Raw genomic sequence first — 14,917 nt, forward strand, 5'->3', positions numbered from 1 at the left:
GTCCCTCCGGCCGCCCCTAGAGCGCCCAGGCGGAATGCAGGGCCGCGATACCGCCCGACAGGTTGCGCACCTTCACGCGCGAAAAGCCCGCGTCCGCGATCATCTCCGCAAAGCGCTCCTGCGTGGGAAAGCGCCGGATCGACTCCACGAGATACTGGTAGGGCTCCCGCTCGCCCGCGACCCAGCCGCCCATGCGCGGGATCATGTGGAAGGACCAGGCGTCGTAGAGCGCGTCGAGCCCCGGCACCACGACGTGCGAGAACTCCAGGCACATGAACCGCCCGCCGGGACGCAGCACGCGGCGCGCCTCGGCCAGCGCCAGGTCGATGCGCGCCACGTTCCGGATCCCGAAGGCGATCGTGTAGGCGTCCATGCACGCATCGGGCAACGGCAGCGCCTGCGCGTCGCCGCAAACCCAGGAAATCCCCTCCGCCTCGCCGCGCGCGCGTCCGGCGACCAGCATGTCGTCGGTCATGTCGCAGACGATGGCGCTCCCCTGCCCCTTCACGCGCGCCAGCACCCGGCGCGCGATGTCGCCGGTGCCGCCCGCCACGTCCAGCAGGCGCACGCCTGGGCGCGGGTTAAGCCAGCTGACCATCGCGTCTTTCCAAAGCCGGTGGACGCCCAGCGACATGACGTCGTTCATCACGTCGTAGCGGCTGGCCACCGTCTCGAACACGCCCTTCACGAGGCGCGGCTTCTCCGCGATCGGCACCTCGCGGAAGCCGAAGCTCGCAAGGTCTTCGCCGGACCCGTGTCTGGAGCGGTCTGTCGTCATGGCGCGGGACATTAGCCGAGCCGGGCGCGCGATGCTATGGCGGAGCGCGCGGCAAACCGCTACAGGAAAGCCATGCCGGAGTTGCCAGAGGTCGAAACGGTCCGCATGGGTCTCGCCCCCGTCATGGAGGGGCGCGTGATCGCACGCGCAGAGCAGCGCCGTCCCGACCTGCGCTGGCCCTTCCCGCCCCGCTTCGCCGAGCGTCTGTCGGGCGCGCGCGTCCTGCGCCTCGGACGGCGGGCGAAATACCTGCTCGCCGATCTCGACACGGGCGAGACGCTGATCGTCCACCTCGGCATGTCGGGACGCATGCTGATCCATTCGGGCGGCGAGGCGGCGGCGGGCCGGACCATCCTCGGCGACTTCCACCAGGACACGGGCGCAGAGGGACACGCCCCCTCCCCCCACGACCATGTCATGCTGGAGATGGAGGACGGCACGCGCATCGTCTTCAACGACCCCCGCCGCTTCGGCTCGATGGACCTGTGCCCGACGGCGGCTGTCGAGGCCCACCGCCTGCTCGCGGGCCTCGGGCCGGAGCCGACAGGCAACGCCTTTTCCGCAGCTCACCTCGGCGCGGTGCTTGCGGGCAAGCGCACGCCGATCAAGGCCGCGCTGCTCGACCAGCGGATCGTGGCGGGGCTCGGCAACATCTATGTGTGCGAGGCGCTCTTCCGCGCGCGCATCTCGCCGCGCCGCCTTGCCGCCACGGTGCCCGGCGCCCGCGCCGAGCGTCTTGCCGCCGCGATCCGCGCCGTCATCGCGGAGGCCATCGCGGCAGGCGGTTCCTCATTGCGCGACTATGTCCACACCGACGGGGAGCTTGGTTATTTCCAGCACAGCTTCCGCGTCTACGACCGGGAGGGCGAAGCCTGCACGGCCTCCGGCGACGACGGCTCCCCCTGCCCCGGCACCGTCGCGCGCATCGTGCAGAGCGGACGCTCGACCTTCTTCTGTCCGGTCTGCCAACGCTGAGCCGGCATTGATCTTGCGCCCCGGTTTCCGGTACTCACCTCTTCGAGACGCTGGAGAACACCGGCGATCAGAGGAGGACACCCGCACATGGCCTACAAGAACATCAAGGTGGACACCAAGGGACGCGTTGGCATCATCACGCTGGACCGGCCGGAGGCGCTGAACGCGCTGAACTCCGCACTGGTCGACGAGATGGCGCAGGCGGTCGATGCCTTCGAGGCGGACGACGAGATCGGCGCGATCGTCGTCACCGGCTCGGCGAAGGCCTTCGCCGCGGGCGCCGACATCAAGGAGATGCAGGGCAAGTCCTGGCCCGGCACCTACCGCGAGGATTTCATCACCCGTAACTGGGAGCGGCTCGCCAGCGCGCGCAAGCCGACCATCGCCGCGGTCGCGGGCTATGCGCTTGGCGGCGGCTGCGAGATGGCCATGATGTGCGACTTCATCATTGCCGCCGATACAGCGAAATTCGGCCAGCCCGAAATCACGCTCGGCGTCATGCCGGGCGCCGGGGGAACGCAGCGCCTCACCCGCTTCGTGGGCAAGTCCAAGGCGATGGACCTGTGTCTCACGGGCCGGATGATGGACGCCGAGGAGGCGGAGCGCTGCGGCCTCGTCTCCCGCGTGGTTGCCGCCGACGACCTGCTGGACGAGGCGGTGAAGGCGGCTGAGAAGGTCGCCTCCTTCTCGCTTCCCATCGCCATGATGACCAAGGAGAGCGTCAACCGCGCCTACGAGACGACGCTCGCAGAAGGCATCCGGTTCGAGCGGCGGCTGTTCCACGCCATGTTCGGCACCGAGGACCAGAAGGAAGGCATGACCGCCTTCGCCGAGAAGCGGAAGGCGAGCTTCAAGCACAAATGACGCCGCGAAACGTGCGGCAGGCGTTGACAGCGCCTGCCGTGCGCCGCTATAGGAGCGGCCTCGCGGCACGCCGGACCTCGTCCGGGTGGCGCTCGGGCTTTTCGGGCAAGCCGGCATCGGCCGGGCGGCCCCATCGGAAACAGTCACGCTGACAGGCCGCCGGGCACGGTGGCGCAGGATCGAGAACACTCATGGCGAACACCCTTTCCGCGAAGAAGCGCATCCGCCAGACCATCCGCCGGACGGAGCGGAACAAGGCGCGCCGCTCGCGCATGCGCACCTTCATCCGCAAGGTCGAGGAAGCGATCGCCTCCGGCGACGCGAACGCGGCCCGCGCCGCGCTGCAGGCTGCCCAGCCGGAGCTGATGCGGGCGGTGACGAAGGGCGTGGTGCACAAGAACACGGCGTCGCGCAAGATCTCACGGCTTTCCGCTCGCGTGAAGGCGGTTGGCGCAGGAGCGAGCGCCTGACTCTATTCGAAGCCTGTTCGATAAAAAGGCCCGGCTTTGCCGGGCCTTTTCTATTTGAATCCATGTTTTTCAAAATTTTAAGGGCCAAAGCCGCCACGCCAGGCGAAGCGCGGCCATTAACCATTGTGTTCAATATATAGGTCATTATCTGGCCAATAACACAATATATTCGGTATCGACCAGGGCGGGCCGTCACAACACTGAAAAAATGCCCCCCGGGTGACAAGAGTCCGGTTGCACGCGCAAGGGTGCGTGATATACTCCTCCCCGTCGCGGACGACTGGGTTTTACTGGCCGCGGCTCAGCAAATCGCGCAAAATCTGCCCAATGGGAAAGTATAGTTGATCTTTCTCTGTGGCTGCATTGTGTCATATCCGTCATGCTGATCGAGGGGACCGGTCAGCGCGAAGGAACCGGGGGGACTTGTTTGTGGGCACTGTCGAAAACCTTCCTGCGGCAGCAGCGTGGGACCTGCTGAATTCTGAGCCGGACGCCCAGATCATTGATGTCCGGACCCGCGCAGAATGGACGTTTGTCGGGATTCCCGACCTTTCTTCTGCCGGACGCCAACCGGTCCTTCTCGAGTGGCAGGTCTTCCCGTCAATGGAGGTCACGCCCGGGTTTGCGGACACGTTGGACAAGGCCCTCGCCGAGAAGCAGGTGCCGGCAGACGCGCCGCTGCTGTTCCTTTGCCGGTCGGGCGGCCGGTCGATGGCGGCAGCCCAGGCGATGAGTGCACATCGGGGCGGGCGTCTCATCAACATATCCGACGGGTTCGAGGGGCCGACCGACGCGGAGGGCCATCGTGGCACCGTCGCGGGCTGGAAAGCCTCCGGCCTTCCCTGGCGGCAAGGCTAGTTCCACCACATCCATTCGCTGGCCGCGCGCGCAGGACACGTCTCCCGGAACGCAGCGCAGCCAAGAGTACGGCAAGGGGGAGAGGTTCGACCGAATGGCTCAAGAGTCCGCACTGGCACGCACGTCCGATCTGTCCACGCAATGGCAGGGCGTGCTCGCGCGTCTGAAGGCAGAGATCGGGGAAGCAGCGGTCGCCAGCTGGATCGCACCGCTGTCGCTCATCTGCCTCAAGGACGGCGCCATCGTGCTTGGCGCGCCGAGCGCATTCATGCGGGACGGGGTTCGGGAGAGGTTTCGCGAGGCCATCCTGCGTGCCTGGGCCTCCGAGAACCCGCGTGTGCGGGGCGTCGACATCCTTGCATCCAACAGTGCCGACGGCAGCGTGGCCGTGCGCCCGGCCGCGGCAGCCCGCAACGCGGAAAAGGTGCTGCCATTGTCCCTTCCGGAGACCGAGTCCCGGACGGGCGGGGCAGGGGGGGCGGGCGCCGCGATGGAACGGCTGTCGGCGCCGCTGGACCCGCGCTTTACCTTCGAAGAATTCGTGGTCGGCAAGTCGAACGAACTGGCGCACGCGGCTGCGCGCCGGGTCGCGGAATCCTCGAACGTGCAGTTCAACCCCCTGTTTCTCTACGGGGGCGTCGGCCTCGGCAAGACACACCTCATGCACGCCATCGCGTGGGAAATCCGCCGCCGCACGCCGGAGCGGAAGGTGCTCTATCTCTCGGCCGAGCAGTTCATGTACCGCTTCATCACGGCGCTGCGCTTCAAGGACACGATGTCCTTCAAGCAGGAGTTCCGCTCAGTCGACGTCCTGATGGTGGACGACCTGCAGTACATCGCGGGCAAGGAATCCACGCAGGAGGAGTTCTTCCATACCTTCAACACTCTGATCGACCATAACCGGCAGGTCATCATCTCCGCCGACCGGTCGCCGTCCGACCTCAGCGAGATGGAGGAGCGGATCCGCTCCCGCCTCGGCTGGGGGCTCGTCGCCGACATCGACCAGACCGATTACGAGCTGCGGCTGGGCATCCTCCAGGTAAAGGCGGAGGCCGTGCGCCGCAATTTCCCTGACCTCTCCATCGCGCCGGCGGTGCTGGAATTCCTGGCCCACCGCATCACGTCGAACGTGCGCGAGCTGGAGGGGGCGCTCAACCGCATCGTCGCCTTCGCCACGCTCGTGGGGCGGCCGATCACGCTGGACATGGCCGAGGATGTGCTGCGCGACCTGCTGCGCGCGAACGAGCGGCGCGTGACGATCGAGGAGATCCAGCGCCGCGTGGCGGAGCATTACAATCTGCGCCTCGCGGACATGCATTCGGCGCGGCGCGCCCGCGCGGTGGCCCGCCCGCGCCAGGTCGCCATGTACCTTGCCAAGGCGCTGACCACGCGCTCTCTGCCCGAGATCGGGCGCAAGTTCGGCGGCCGCGATCATACGACCGTGATCCACGCCGTACGCCGGGTGGAGGAGCTGCTGGGCAGCGACCCCGCAATTGCCGAGGACGTCGATCTTCTGAAGCGGATGCTGGAAGGCTAGGGGCCCGTTTCCGCTGCAGGAATCCAGTCCGTACCGTACTGCCGCCGGCGGGCCGGAAAAGCCGCATCAGGGGTCGCGGGGCGCGAGAAGCATTGCTATAGTGCGGCCCCGCCCGGCCTGTGCGCGCCCGCGCACGGGTCCGGTCGGTCAGGCTCACCCAGACCCCGGCCAGGCACTTCAGTGTGCCGCGCATGGCCGGCGGCCAATTGACGGTCAACCGATGAAGATCTCGCTCGAGCGCGCGCAGCTTCTGAAAGCCCTCGCCCACGTCCAGAGCGTGGTAGAACGGCGCAACACCATCCCGATCCTGTCGAACGTCCTGCTGCAGGCATCGGACGGCAAGCTGGCGCTGACCGCGACGGATCTCGACATCGAGGTGGTGGAGACGGTGGCCGCGACCGTGGGGCAGGGGGGTTCGACGACGGCGCCCGCGCACGTGCTCTACGACATCGTGCGCAAGCTACCGGAAGGGGCGGAGGTTTCGCTCGACCACGACAGCGCGTCGGAGCGGCTGGAGATCCGCGCCGGGCGCTCGCGCTTCTCGCTGGCGACGCTGCCCAAGGACGACTACCCGGCGATGAGCGCGGGCGACATGACGCACCGTTTCCAGATGGCCGGCACGGCGCTCAAGACCCTCATCGACAAGACACGGTTCGCGATCTCGACCGAGGAGACGCGCTATTATCTCAACGGCATTTACCTGCACACGATGGAGGTGAACGGGGCGCCGGTGCTGCGCGCGGTCGCGACCGACGGCCACCGCCTTGCCCGCGTGGAACTGCCTGCACCCGACGGCGCGGCGGGCATGCCGGGCATCATCTTCCCGCGCAAGGCCGTGGGCGAGATCCGCAAGTTGATCGACGATGTCGAGGGCGACGTGGCGATCGCCGTCTCCGATACCAAGATCCGCTTCTCCATGGGCTCCGTCGTCTTCACGTCGAAGCTGATCGACGGCACCTTCCCGGACTACCAGCGCGTGATCCCAAGCGGGAACGACAAGCGTCTCGGCGTCGATACGGCCGCCTTCTCGGCTTCGGTCGACCGGGTTTCGACCGTCTCGTCGGAGAAGTCGCGCGCGGTGAAGATGGCACTGGAGGACGGACGGCTCACGCTCTCGGTCACCAGCCCCGACTCGGGCAGCGCCACGGAAGAGATGGAAGTGGATTATGCGGGCGATGCCATGGAGATCGGATTCAACGCCCGCTACCTGCTGGAAATCGCCGGCCAGATCGGCAGCGAGACCGCCGTGTTCGAGCTGCAGGACGCAGGATCGCCAACGGTCGTGCACGATGACGGCACCTCCACGGCGCTCTATGTCCTGATGCCGATGCGGGTGTGAGCGGACCCGCCGCCACGCCCCACGCACCCGGCCGAGGCCCCGGCATGCGCGTCACCCGTCTCGTCGTGACGGGCTTCCGGTCCTATGCGCGCGCAGCGCTGGAAACGGAGGCCCGCATGATCGCGCTGATCGGCCCCAATGGCGCGGGCAAGACCAATCTGCTGGAAGCGCTGTCGCTGCTGGCGCCCGGCCGTGGCCTGCGCGGCGCGCCGCTCGCCCAGATGGCCCGCGTCGCGGGAGGGCAGGCAGCCCCGTCCTGGGGCGTCGCGGCGACGCTCGCCACGCCCGGCGGGCCGGTGCGGATCGCGACCGGCGTCGAATCCACGGCCCCCGGCGAAACCGAGCGACGGACCGTGCGCATCGACGGGGAGACCGTGCCGGCGACGCGGCTTGCCGAAACTGTCCGCCTCATCTGGCTCACGCCCGCCATGGACCGCCTGTTCGCCGAGAGCGCGGGGGGGCGGCGCCGCTTCCTCGACCGCATGGTGCTGGCCTTCGACCCGGGCCACGGCACGCGCGTCGCGGCCTACGAGAAGGCGATGCGGGAGCGCAATCGCCTGCTGGCCGCCCCGCGGCCCGATCCGCGCTGGCTCGAAGCCGTCGAGCGCCAGATGGCGGAGACGGGCACGGCAATCGCCGCGGCTCGGCGGGCGCTGGTCGACGCGCTGGCGGCCGAGGTGGGCGAGGGGGGGGCGCAAGGCGGCTTCCCCTGGGCGGCGCTTGGCCTCACCGGAGCATTGGAGCAGGAGATCGCCGCCAGCCCCGCGGCCGACGTCGAGGACCGCTTCGCCCAAACCCTTGCCGCCGGGCGGCGGGAGGACCAGGGCGCGGGACGGACCCTGTCGGGGCCCCACCGCAGCGACCTCGAGGTCGTGCACGGGCCCAAGGGCCAGCCGGCGCATCTCTGCTCGACCGGGGAGCAGAAGGCGCTTCTCGTCGGCCTGATCCTCGGCCATGCACGCCTCGTCGCGCGGCAATCCCCGCCCATCCTGCTGCTGGACGAGATCGCCGCCCACCTGGACGAGCAGCGCCGCGCCGCACTGTTCGCCACGCTCGACGCGCTCGGCCTGCAGGTCTGGATGACGGGCACCGGGCCGGAGCTGTTCGTGAGCCTGCCGGGGGGAGCCGAGCGCTGGCAGGTCGAGGCCGGAACGCTCGCCCGCTCCTGACGCCAAAGGGGGCGATGAAACTGGCGTTTCGCAGCACGGCAGGCTAAACAGAAGCATGTGTCTTACGGGGCGATTCCTGCCGCTTTTCGCCGGCCTCGAAAGGGGCCGGACCTCCGCCGTCCCTCCCCTCGGGGGAAGGGTGCGCCGGCTGACCGGACGCCGCCGAACAACGAACCGGGAACCACGCGAGCATGACTGACGACACCCGCAACGAAGCGGACTATGGCGCTGGCTCGATCAAGGTGCTGCGCGGCCTCGACGCCGTACGCAAACGTCCCGGCATGTACATTGGCGACACCGACGACGGCTCGGGCCTGCATCACATGGTCTACGAGGTGGTCGACAACGCCATCGACGAGGCGCTGGCGGGCTGGTGCGACACGGTCGACGTGACGCTCAACGCCGAGGGGTCGGTCACCGTGCGCGACAACGGCCGCGGCATCCCGACGGAGATCCACGAGGAAGAGGGGGTCTCCGCCGCGCAGGTCATCATGACGCAGCTGCATGCGGGCGGGAAATTCGACCAGAATTCCTACAAGGTTTCGGGCGGCCTGCACGGCGTGGGCGTATCCGTGGTGAACGCGCTGTCGGAGATGCTGGAACTGCGGATCTGGCGCGGCGGCAACGAGCACATGATGCGCTTCACGCTGGGCGAGCCCGATGCCCCGCTCGCCGTCGTGGGCGCCGCCGACGGCAAGCGCGGTACGCAGGTCACGTTCCTGCCCTCGTCTCAGATCTTCACCAAGACCGATTTCGAGTTTCCGGTGCTGGAACACCGGCTGCGGGAGCTTGCGTTCCTCAACTCCGGCATCACCATCCGGCTGACCGACGACCGGCACGCGGAACCCAAGACGGTCGAGATGCGCTACGAGGGCGGGGTGGAGGCGTTCGTGCGCTACCTCGACCGGTCCAAGTCCCCGCTCATCGCCAAGCCCATCGTCATCAGGGGCGAGCGTGACGGGATTTCCGTCGACTGCGCGCTGTCCTGGTCGAACGCCTATGCGGAAACCGTGCTCTGCTTCACGAACAACATCCCGCAGCGCGATGGCGGCACGCATCTCGCGGGCTTCCGCGGCGCACTCACCCGCCAGGTGAACGGCTATGCGACCGAAAGCGGCATCGCCAAGAAGGAGAAGGTGACGCTCACCGGCGACGACGCGCGCGAGGGGCTGACCTGCGTTCTCTCGGTCAAGGTCCCGGACCCGAAATTTTCCAGCCAGACCAAGGACAAGCTCGTTTCCTCCGAGGTGCGCCCGGTGGTGGAGTCGCTGGTCAACGAACTGCTCGGCCAATGGTTCGAGGAGCATCCGCAGGACGCCAGGATCATCGTCACCAAGGTGGTCGAGGCCGCCACGGCGCGTGAGGCGGCGCGGCGCGCACGCGAACTCACGCGGCGCAAGTCGGCACTCGACGTGGCCTCGCTGCCCGGCAAGCTGAAGGACTGCCAGGAGCGCGATCCGGCCAAGTGCGAGCTGTTCCTCGTCGAGGGCGACTCGGCAGGCGGTTCCGCCCAGATGGGCCGCGACCGGCGCACGCAGGCGATCCTCCCGCTCAGGGGCAAGATCCTGAACGTGGAGCGGGCGCGCTTCGACCGCATGCTGTCGAGCCAGGAGATCGGGACGCTCATCACCGCGCTCGGAACGGGCGTCGGACGGCAGGATTTCGACCTCGGCAAGCTGCGCTACCACAAGATCGTCATCATGACCGACGCCGACGTGGACGGGGCGCACATCCGGACGCTCCTCCTGACCTTCTTCTACCGGCAGATGCCGGAACTGATCGAGGCCGGGTACCTCTACATCGCGCAACCTCCGCTCTACAAGGTCATGCGCGGCAAGTCCGAGGTCTATCTGAAGGACGAGCGCGCGATGGAGGACTACCTGATCGCACAGGGCCTCGAAGGGGCGGTGCTCACCACCGCCGACGGGGCGCAGCGGTCGGGCGCCGACCTGCGGGAAATCCTCTCGCTGGCGCAACAGCTGCGAGCGACGCTTGCCAACATCCCGCCGCACTGGTCGCGCTCGGTGATCGAGCAGGCGACGATCGGTGGCGCCATCGATCCCGCCATCGTGGCCGAGCCAGAACGTGCGCAACAGGCGGCGGAGGAAGTGGCGCGGCGTCTCGACACCCTGGCCCCCGATACCGAACGGGGCTGGGTGGGCACCTTCACGGAAGGCGAGGGATACCGCTTCGCGCGCACCGTGCGTGGCGTGGGGGAGGTGCGCATGCTCGACACCGGCTTCCTGAAGTCCGTCGAGGTGCGGCGCCTCAACGCGCTCCGGACAGGGCTCGCAGACGTTTTCGGGCGGCCTGCGAGCCTGGTGCGCGGCAGCGCCGCGGCGGCGACGGTCTATGGGCCTCTCGCGCTGCTCGAGGCGACGCTCGAAGCCGGCGAGAAGGGCATCCAGATCCAGCGCTACAAGGGTCTGGGCGAAATGAACCCGGAGCAGCTCTGGGAAACCACGCTCGACCCGGACGCGCGCACCCTTCTGCAGGTCCGCGTGGACCACATCGACACGGCCGACGAGATGTTCTCCCGCCTCATGGGCGACGTCGTGGAACCGCGCCGCGAGTTCATCCAGGAGAACGCCCTCAACGTCGCCAACCTGGACGTCTGAGGGCAGAACGATGCTGGCCGCGCCGGGCCATGGTGTGGAAGGACGGCCCGAATGACCTTCGGCATCGTCACGCTCGCGATCGGTTACCTGCTGAGCGTGCTCGGCGTGGCGATGATCGTGCCCGCGCTGGTCGATCTCGCGTCGAACCACGCGGACTGGCAGTCCTTCGCGGTCTCGGCGCTGCTCACCCTCTTTGCTGCGGGGACGCTGATCCTCGCCTCGCACGGGGGGCCGCGGCGCATGACCTTGCGGCAGGGCTTCCTGCTGACCGTGATGGCATGGCTGACGGCCAGCGTGTTCGCCGCATTGCCGTTCCTGTTCTCGGACCTCGGAATTCATTTCGTCGATGCCTTTTTCGAGGCGATCTCCGGACTGACGACGACCGGTGCCACGGTGCTGACCGGGCTGGAGACGCTGCCGCCCGGCATTCTCGTCTGGCGCTCAATGCTGCAATGGATCGGCGGCCTCGGCATCGTCGCCATGGGCATCGTGATGCTGCCGTTCCTGCGGATCGGCGGCATGCAGCTGTTCCGGCTGGAATCCACCGACCGCACATCGGACAAGATCCTTCCGCGGCCGGCACAGCTGGCGGCCACCATCGGCGCGATCTACGTCTTGATGTCGCTGACATGTGCCCTGCTCTATTTCGTGCTGGGCATGAGCGGGTTCGACGCGCTCAACCACGCCATGACGACCGTCGCCACGGCGGGCTACTCGACCTATGACGCCTCGCTCGGCCAATTCCAGAGTGCGCCGATCTACTGGACCGCAACGGTCTTCATGCTGCTGGGCAGCCTGCCGTTCAACGTCTACATCGCGGCCGTGACCCGCGACCCGCGGCTGCTGGTGCGCGACGTGCAGGTGCGCGGTTTCCTGCTGATGGTCGCCGCGATCTGGATCGGCCTCACCGGGTGGCGGATCCTTGCGCACGAAATCCATTGGTTCGACGCGCTGACCGAGGTTGCGGTCAACACGACCTCGATCATCACGACGACCGGCTACGCCACCACCGATTTCACGGCCTGGGGTCCGGTGGCAATGGTCGTCTTCTTCATGCTGCTGTTTCTCGGAGGCTGCGCCGGGTCCACCACGGGCGGCTTCAAGATCTACCGGCTGCAGATCACCGTCGCCATGGTTGCCCAGGCGCTGCGCCGGACCATCATGCCGCATGGCGTTTTCCGGGTGGAATATGGCGGCCACCCGGTCGACAGCGATGTGCGCGAGTCGGTGGCCATGTTCGCGATGCTGTACGCGCTGACAATGGCGGTGCTGGCGGTGCTGCTGGCCTTTTGCGGCCTGGATTTCATCACCGCGGTGTCCGGCGCGGTCTCGGCGGTGGCGAACGTCGGCCCGGGCGTCGGCGAAATCATCGGCCCTGCCGGCAATTACTCCACAGTACCCGACGCAGCCAAATGGCTGCTCTCGCTCGGCATGCTGCTCGGGCGGCTGGAGATCGTCACGGTCCTCGTTCTGCTGTCGACGCTGTTCTGGCAGAGGTAGGGCCGTGGACGCCCGTCAGCCCTACCTCGCGGGCGTGCGCCAGGGCCCCCGATGCGCATAGGCAAGAATTTGCGTGACCTCCATACCGTCGTCGGAGAGCGGCAGGAACAGCGTCTCGCCCAGGCACACGAGGCCGCGTGCGCTGTGGTAGGGCCGGGGATCATAGAGAAAGCTGCCGGTCTCTGACACGAACCGGTAGTTCTCCACCACATTCTCCCGCGGCTGACCGAACCCTTCGTCGGCGACGGCAAGACCCGACGGGTCATTGCCGCCCCGCAGCGCCTGCACATTGGTTCCGATCAGCCGGTAGACGAGCCCGCCCGGCCCCGCGGTCACGTCGATCAACAGGACGCTCGGCAGATGACCGGCGATGTCCATGGGATTGATGTCGGCCCGCCGCGGCATCTGCCGGCCATCGCGGACACGGTCCCAATAGCCGAAAAGGTGCGCGGTCTCGGCCGTGCATACGCGCAACATGCGGCGCGTCGCAATCGTCCCCTCGGGGGGTGTGCGCGGGCGGCTCATGACGGGGACTTTCAACTCGGCTTCCATGAACCCGGCTTACCGGTCGGCTCGCTTCCCGGCAATACGGATGCTTTGCGTAGGGGAAAGCCACATTGGGACCCGAATCATCAGTATAAGTGCGGCACTGAACTCGAAGCACGGGCGGTCATGGCACGAAGGGGAGACAGCAAGGGCGAAGACCGTAGCGCCGGCCAGCGGTCCGCGCGGCGTCCCCGCCGCCGTCCCGCCGGGCGTGGGGAACGGGCCCGGAGGTCGCTTCTGTGGCGTCTGGGCTACTGGGCGGTCGTCGCAGGGCTGTGGCTTCTGATCGCGGCCGCCGGTTTCATCGCGTGGCATGCGGCCGATCTGCCTGACAGCGCCCGCCTGCTCGACCCGCGCGAAAGCCCCAGCGTCGAGGTCCGCGCCGTGGACGGGTCCGTCGTGGCGAACCGGGGCGCACTCTACGGCGGCGCGGTGACGGTCGCGGAACTGCCCAGGCACCTGACCGACGCCGTCCTCGCGATCGAGGACCGGAACTTCTATCTGCATCCCGGTTTCGACCCCATCGGCATCGCGCGTGCCGCCTGGACCAACCTGCGCTCGGACGGTGTCGTTCAGGGCGGCTCCACCATCACGCAGCAGCTTGCCAAGAACCTCTTCCTCACGCCGGAGCGGACGTTCGAACGCAAGATCAAGGAACTCATCCTCTCGGTCTGGCTGGAGTTGCGCTTCACCAAGGACGAAATCCTGACGATCTACCTCAACCGGGCCTATTTCGGCGCCGGCGCCTACGGCGTCGAAGCTGCCGCACAACGCTATTTCGGTGTGTCGGCGCGGCGCGCGACACTGCCGCAGGCGGCGATGCTTGCCGGTCTCCTGAAGGCCCCGTCGCGCCTTGCGCCCACGGCCGACCTCAAGGCCGCGCGCGCCAGGGCGGCTGTCGTTCTCTCCGCCATGCACGACGCGGGCTTCATCGACCGCACCACCATGGCGGCGGCGCAGGAACAGCCCGCCCGGCTGGGTACGCCGGGCCGGGGAGCAGGCACGGGCTTCTTCGTCGACTGGGTGCTCGACGAACTGACCAACCATGTCGGCGACACCGGTCAGGACCTGGTTGTCGAGACGACGCTCGATCCCGGGCTGCAGGCGGAGGCCGAGGCGGCGGTCGAGCGGGTACTCGCCGCCGATGGGCAGCGCAACGCCGCGAGCCAGGGCGCACTCGTCGCCATGACGCCCGACGGCGCGGTCCGGGCCATGGTCGGCGGGCGGTCCTACCGCGACAGCCAGTACAACCGCGCGGTCCAGGCCCGCCGTCAGCCGGGTTCGGCCTTCAAGCCGATCGTTTATCTGGCGGGGCTGCGCGCAGGCTTGGCACCGGACAGCACGATGATCGATCAGCCGGTCCGGTATGGCCGGTATGCCCCGGTGAACTACTCGGGCCGTTTCGTCGGGCCGGTAACGGTGGCGGAGGCTCTGGCGCAGTCAATCAACACGATCGCCGTGCAGATCACCGCCGAGGTCGGTCCGCCAGCGGTCATCCGGGTCGCTGAGAGCCTGGGGATCACGTCGCCACTGACCAACGACCTGTCGCTGGCGCTCGGCGCGTCCGAGGTCTCGCTGCTCGAACTGACGCAGGCCTATGCGCAATTCGCCAACGGCGGCCGGGGCCTGATCGCCCACACCATCCGCCAGATCGCCACCCGCGACGGCCGCGTCCTCTACCGGCGCGCGGGTTCGGGCATCGGCCCGGTGATGAGGCCGTGGGAGGCTGCCGCCATGACCGGCATGATGCGCGGCGTGATCGAACGCGGAACCGGACGCGCCGCACAGCTTGCGGGGCGTGAGGCGGCGGGCAAGACCGGCACAAGCTCCGATTTCCGGGATGCGTGGTTCGTCGGCTTCACGCCCGAACTGGTGGCCGGCGTCTGGCTCGGCAACGACGATTCGAGCCCCATGAAGAAGGTCACCGGCGGGACGCTGCCCGCACGTATCTGGCAGGGGTTCATGCGTGCGGCACTCGACGGCCTGCCGCCCTCGCGCTTCCCCGCCGCGCCGCCGCCCCCGGGGCGGGTACCCGAGTATGACGGCGAAGGCCTGGGGGCATTGGCCGAGGCAGCGGGACGCGGCGTTGCCGGGATCGTTCAAAGGGTGCTGGAAAGCTTCGGCGCGGTCCCGCCGCCGCACAACGCGCGCCCCCAGCAAGCACCTCGGGAGGGCTCGCGCGTACCTCCTCCGGTGTTGCCCGGCCAGCGCGAGGACATGCCCTGAGGCGCGCCCGGCCGACGGCGCGGCGCCTGACCCGTCC

Annotated in this window: 12 protein-coding genes; 10 read left to right on the top strand and 2 right to left on the bottom strand. The window is 68.2% G+C overall.

The features are described 5' to 3' along the window. Positions 1–16: 16 nt before the first annotated feature. Positions 17–778: a class I SAM-dependent methyltransferase gene (locus NJQ99_RS08540; protein ID WP_269332408.1), complete on the bottom strand. Its 762-nt coding sequence runs from the start codon at positions 776–778 to the stop codon at positions 17–19. 72 nt (positions 779–850) lie between these two features. On the opposite strand from NJQ99_RS08540, the gene mutM reads away from it, so the two are divergent. The 9 genes from mutM to NJQ99_RS08585 all read left to right on the top strand — a co-directional run bounded on the left by mutM (position 851) and on the right by NJQ99_RS08585 (position 12,108). Beyond that, on the top strand, positions 851–1,753 hold the full coding sequence (gene mutM, locus NJQ99_RS08545; RefSeq protein WP_269332409.1) for a bifunctional DNA-formamidopyrimidine glycosylase/DNA-(apurinic or apyrimidinic site) lyase: 903 nt from the start codon (positions 851–853) through the stop codon (positions 1,751–1,753). Positions 1,754–1,840: 87 nt separating this feature from the next. Beyond that, positions 1,841–2,617 (top strand): enoyl-CoA hydratase, encoded by a 777-nt coding sequence (locus NJQ99_RS08550; RefSeq protein ID WP_269332410.1) that lies wholly within the window; start codon positions 1,841–1,843, stop codon positions 2,615–2,617. A gap of 191 nt (positions 2,618–2,808) precedes the next feature. Next, entirely contained in the window at positions 2,809–3,087 is a 279-nt protein-coding gene (gene rpsT / locus NJQ99_RS08555; protein WP_269332411.1) for a 30S ribosomal protein S20, read from the top strand. A 429-nt stretch (positions 3,088–3,516) separates the two neighbouring features. After that, positions 3,517–3,945, top strand: a complete 429-nt coding sequence (locus NJQ99_RS08560; protein WP_269332412.1) for a rhodanese-like domain-containing protein — start codon at positions 3,517–3,519, stop codon at positions 3,943–3,945. A gap of 94 nt (positions 3,946–4,039) precedes the next feature. After that, positions 4,040–5,482, top strand: coding sequence for a chromosomal replication initiator protein DnaA (gene dnaA / locus NJQ99_RS08565; RefSeq protein WP_269332413.1), 1,443 nt, complete (start codon positions 4,040–4,042; stop codon positions 5,480–5,482). Positions 5,483–5,702: 220 nt separating this feature from the next. Further along, entirely contained in the window at positions 5,703–6,821 is a 1,119-nt protein-coding gene (dnaN, locus tag NJQ99_RS08570) for a DNA polymerase III subunit beta (RefSeq protein ID WP_269332414.1), read from the top strand. A gap of 44 nt (positions 6,822–6,865) precedes the next feature. Further along, on the top strand, positions 6,866–7,990 hold the full coding sequence (gene recF, locus NJQ99_RS08575; RefSeq protein WP_269332415.1) for a DNA replication/repair protein RecF: 1,125 nt from the start codon (positions 6,866–6,868) through the stop codon (positions 7,988–7,990). A 191-nt stretch (positions 7,991–8,181) separates the two neighbouring features. Next, positions 8,182–10,608, top strand: a complete 2,427-nt coding sequence (gene gyrB, locus NJQ99_RS08580) for a DNA topoisomerase (ATP-hydrolyzing) subunit B (RefSeq protein ID WP_269332416.1) — start codon at positions 8,182–8,184, stop codon at positions 10,606–10,608. A gap of 51 nt (positions 10,609–10,659) precedes the next feature. After that, the gene (locus NJQ99_RS08585; protein WP_269332417.1) at positions 10,660–12,108 is read left to right on the top strand and encodes a TrkH family potassium uptake protein; all 1,449 of its coding nucleotides are present in this window, start codon (positions 10,660–10,662) and stop codon (positions 12,106–12,108) included. 21 nt (positions 12,109–12,129) lie between these two features. Here the strand turns inward: NJQ99_RS08585 and NJQ99_RS08590 are convergent, their stop codons facing one another. Then, complete coding sequence (locus NJQ99_RS08590) at positions 12,130–12,633, bottom strand: PAS domain-containing protein (RefSeq protein ID WP_269332418.1); 504 nt, start codon at positions 12,631–12,633, stop codon at positions 12,130–12,132. A 147-nt stretch (positions 12,634–12,780) separates the two neighbouring features. Between NJQ99_RS08590 and NJQ99_RS08595 the strand changes: the two genes are divergently transcribed. Beyond that, a complete protein-coding gene (locus tag NJQ99_RS08595) occupies positions 12,781–14,880 on the top strand; it encodes a transglycosylase domain-containing protein (protein ID WP_269332419.1) in 2,100 nt (699 codons plus the stop codon). Positions 14,881–14,917 lie beyond the last annotated feature (37 nt).

This window comes from Futiania mangrovi, assembly GCF_024158125.1.
GTDB classification, from domain to species: domain Bacteria; phylum Pseudomonadota; class Alphaproteobacteria; order Futianiales; family Futianiaceae; genus Futiania; species Futiania mangrovi.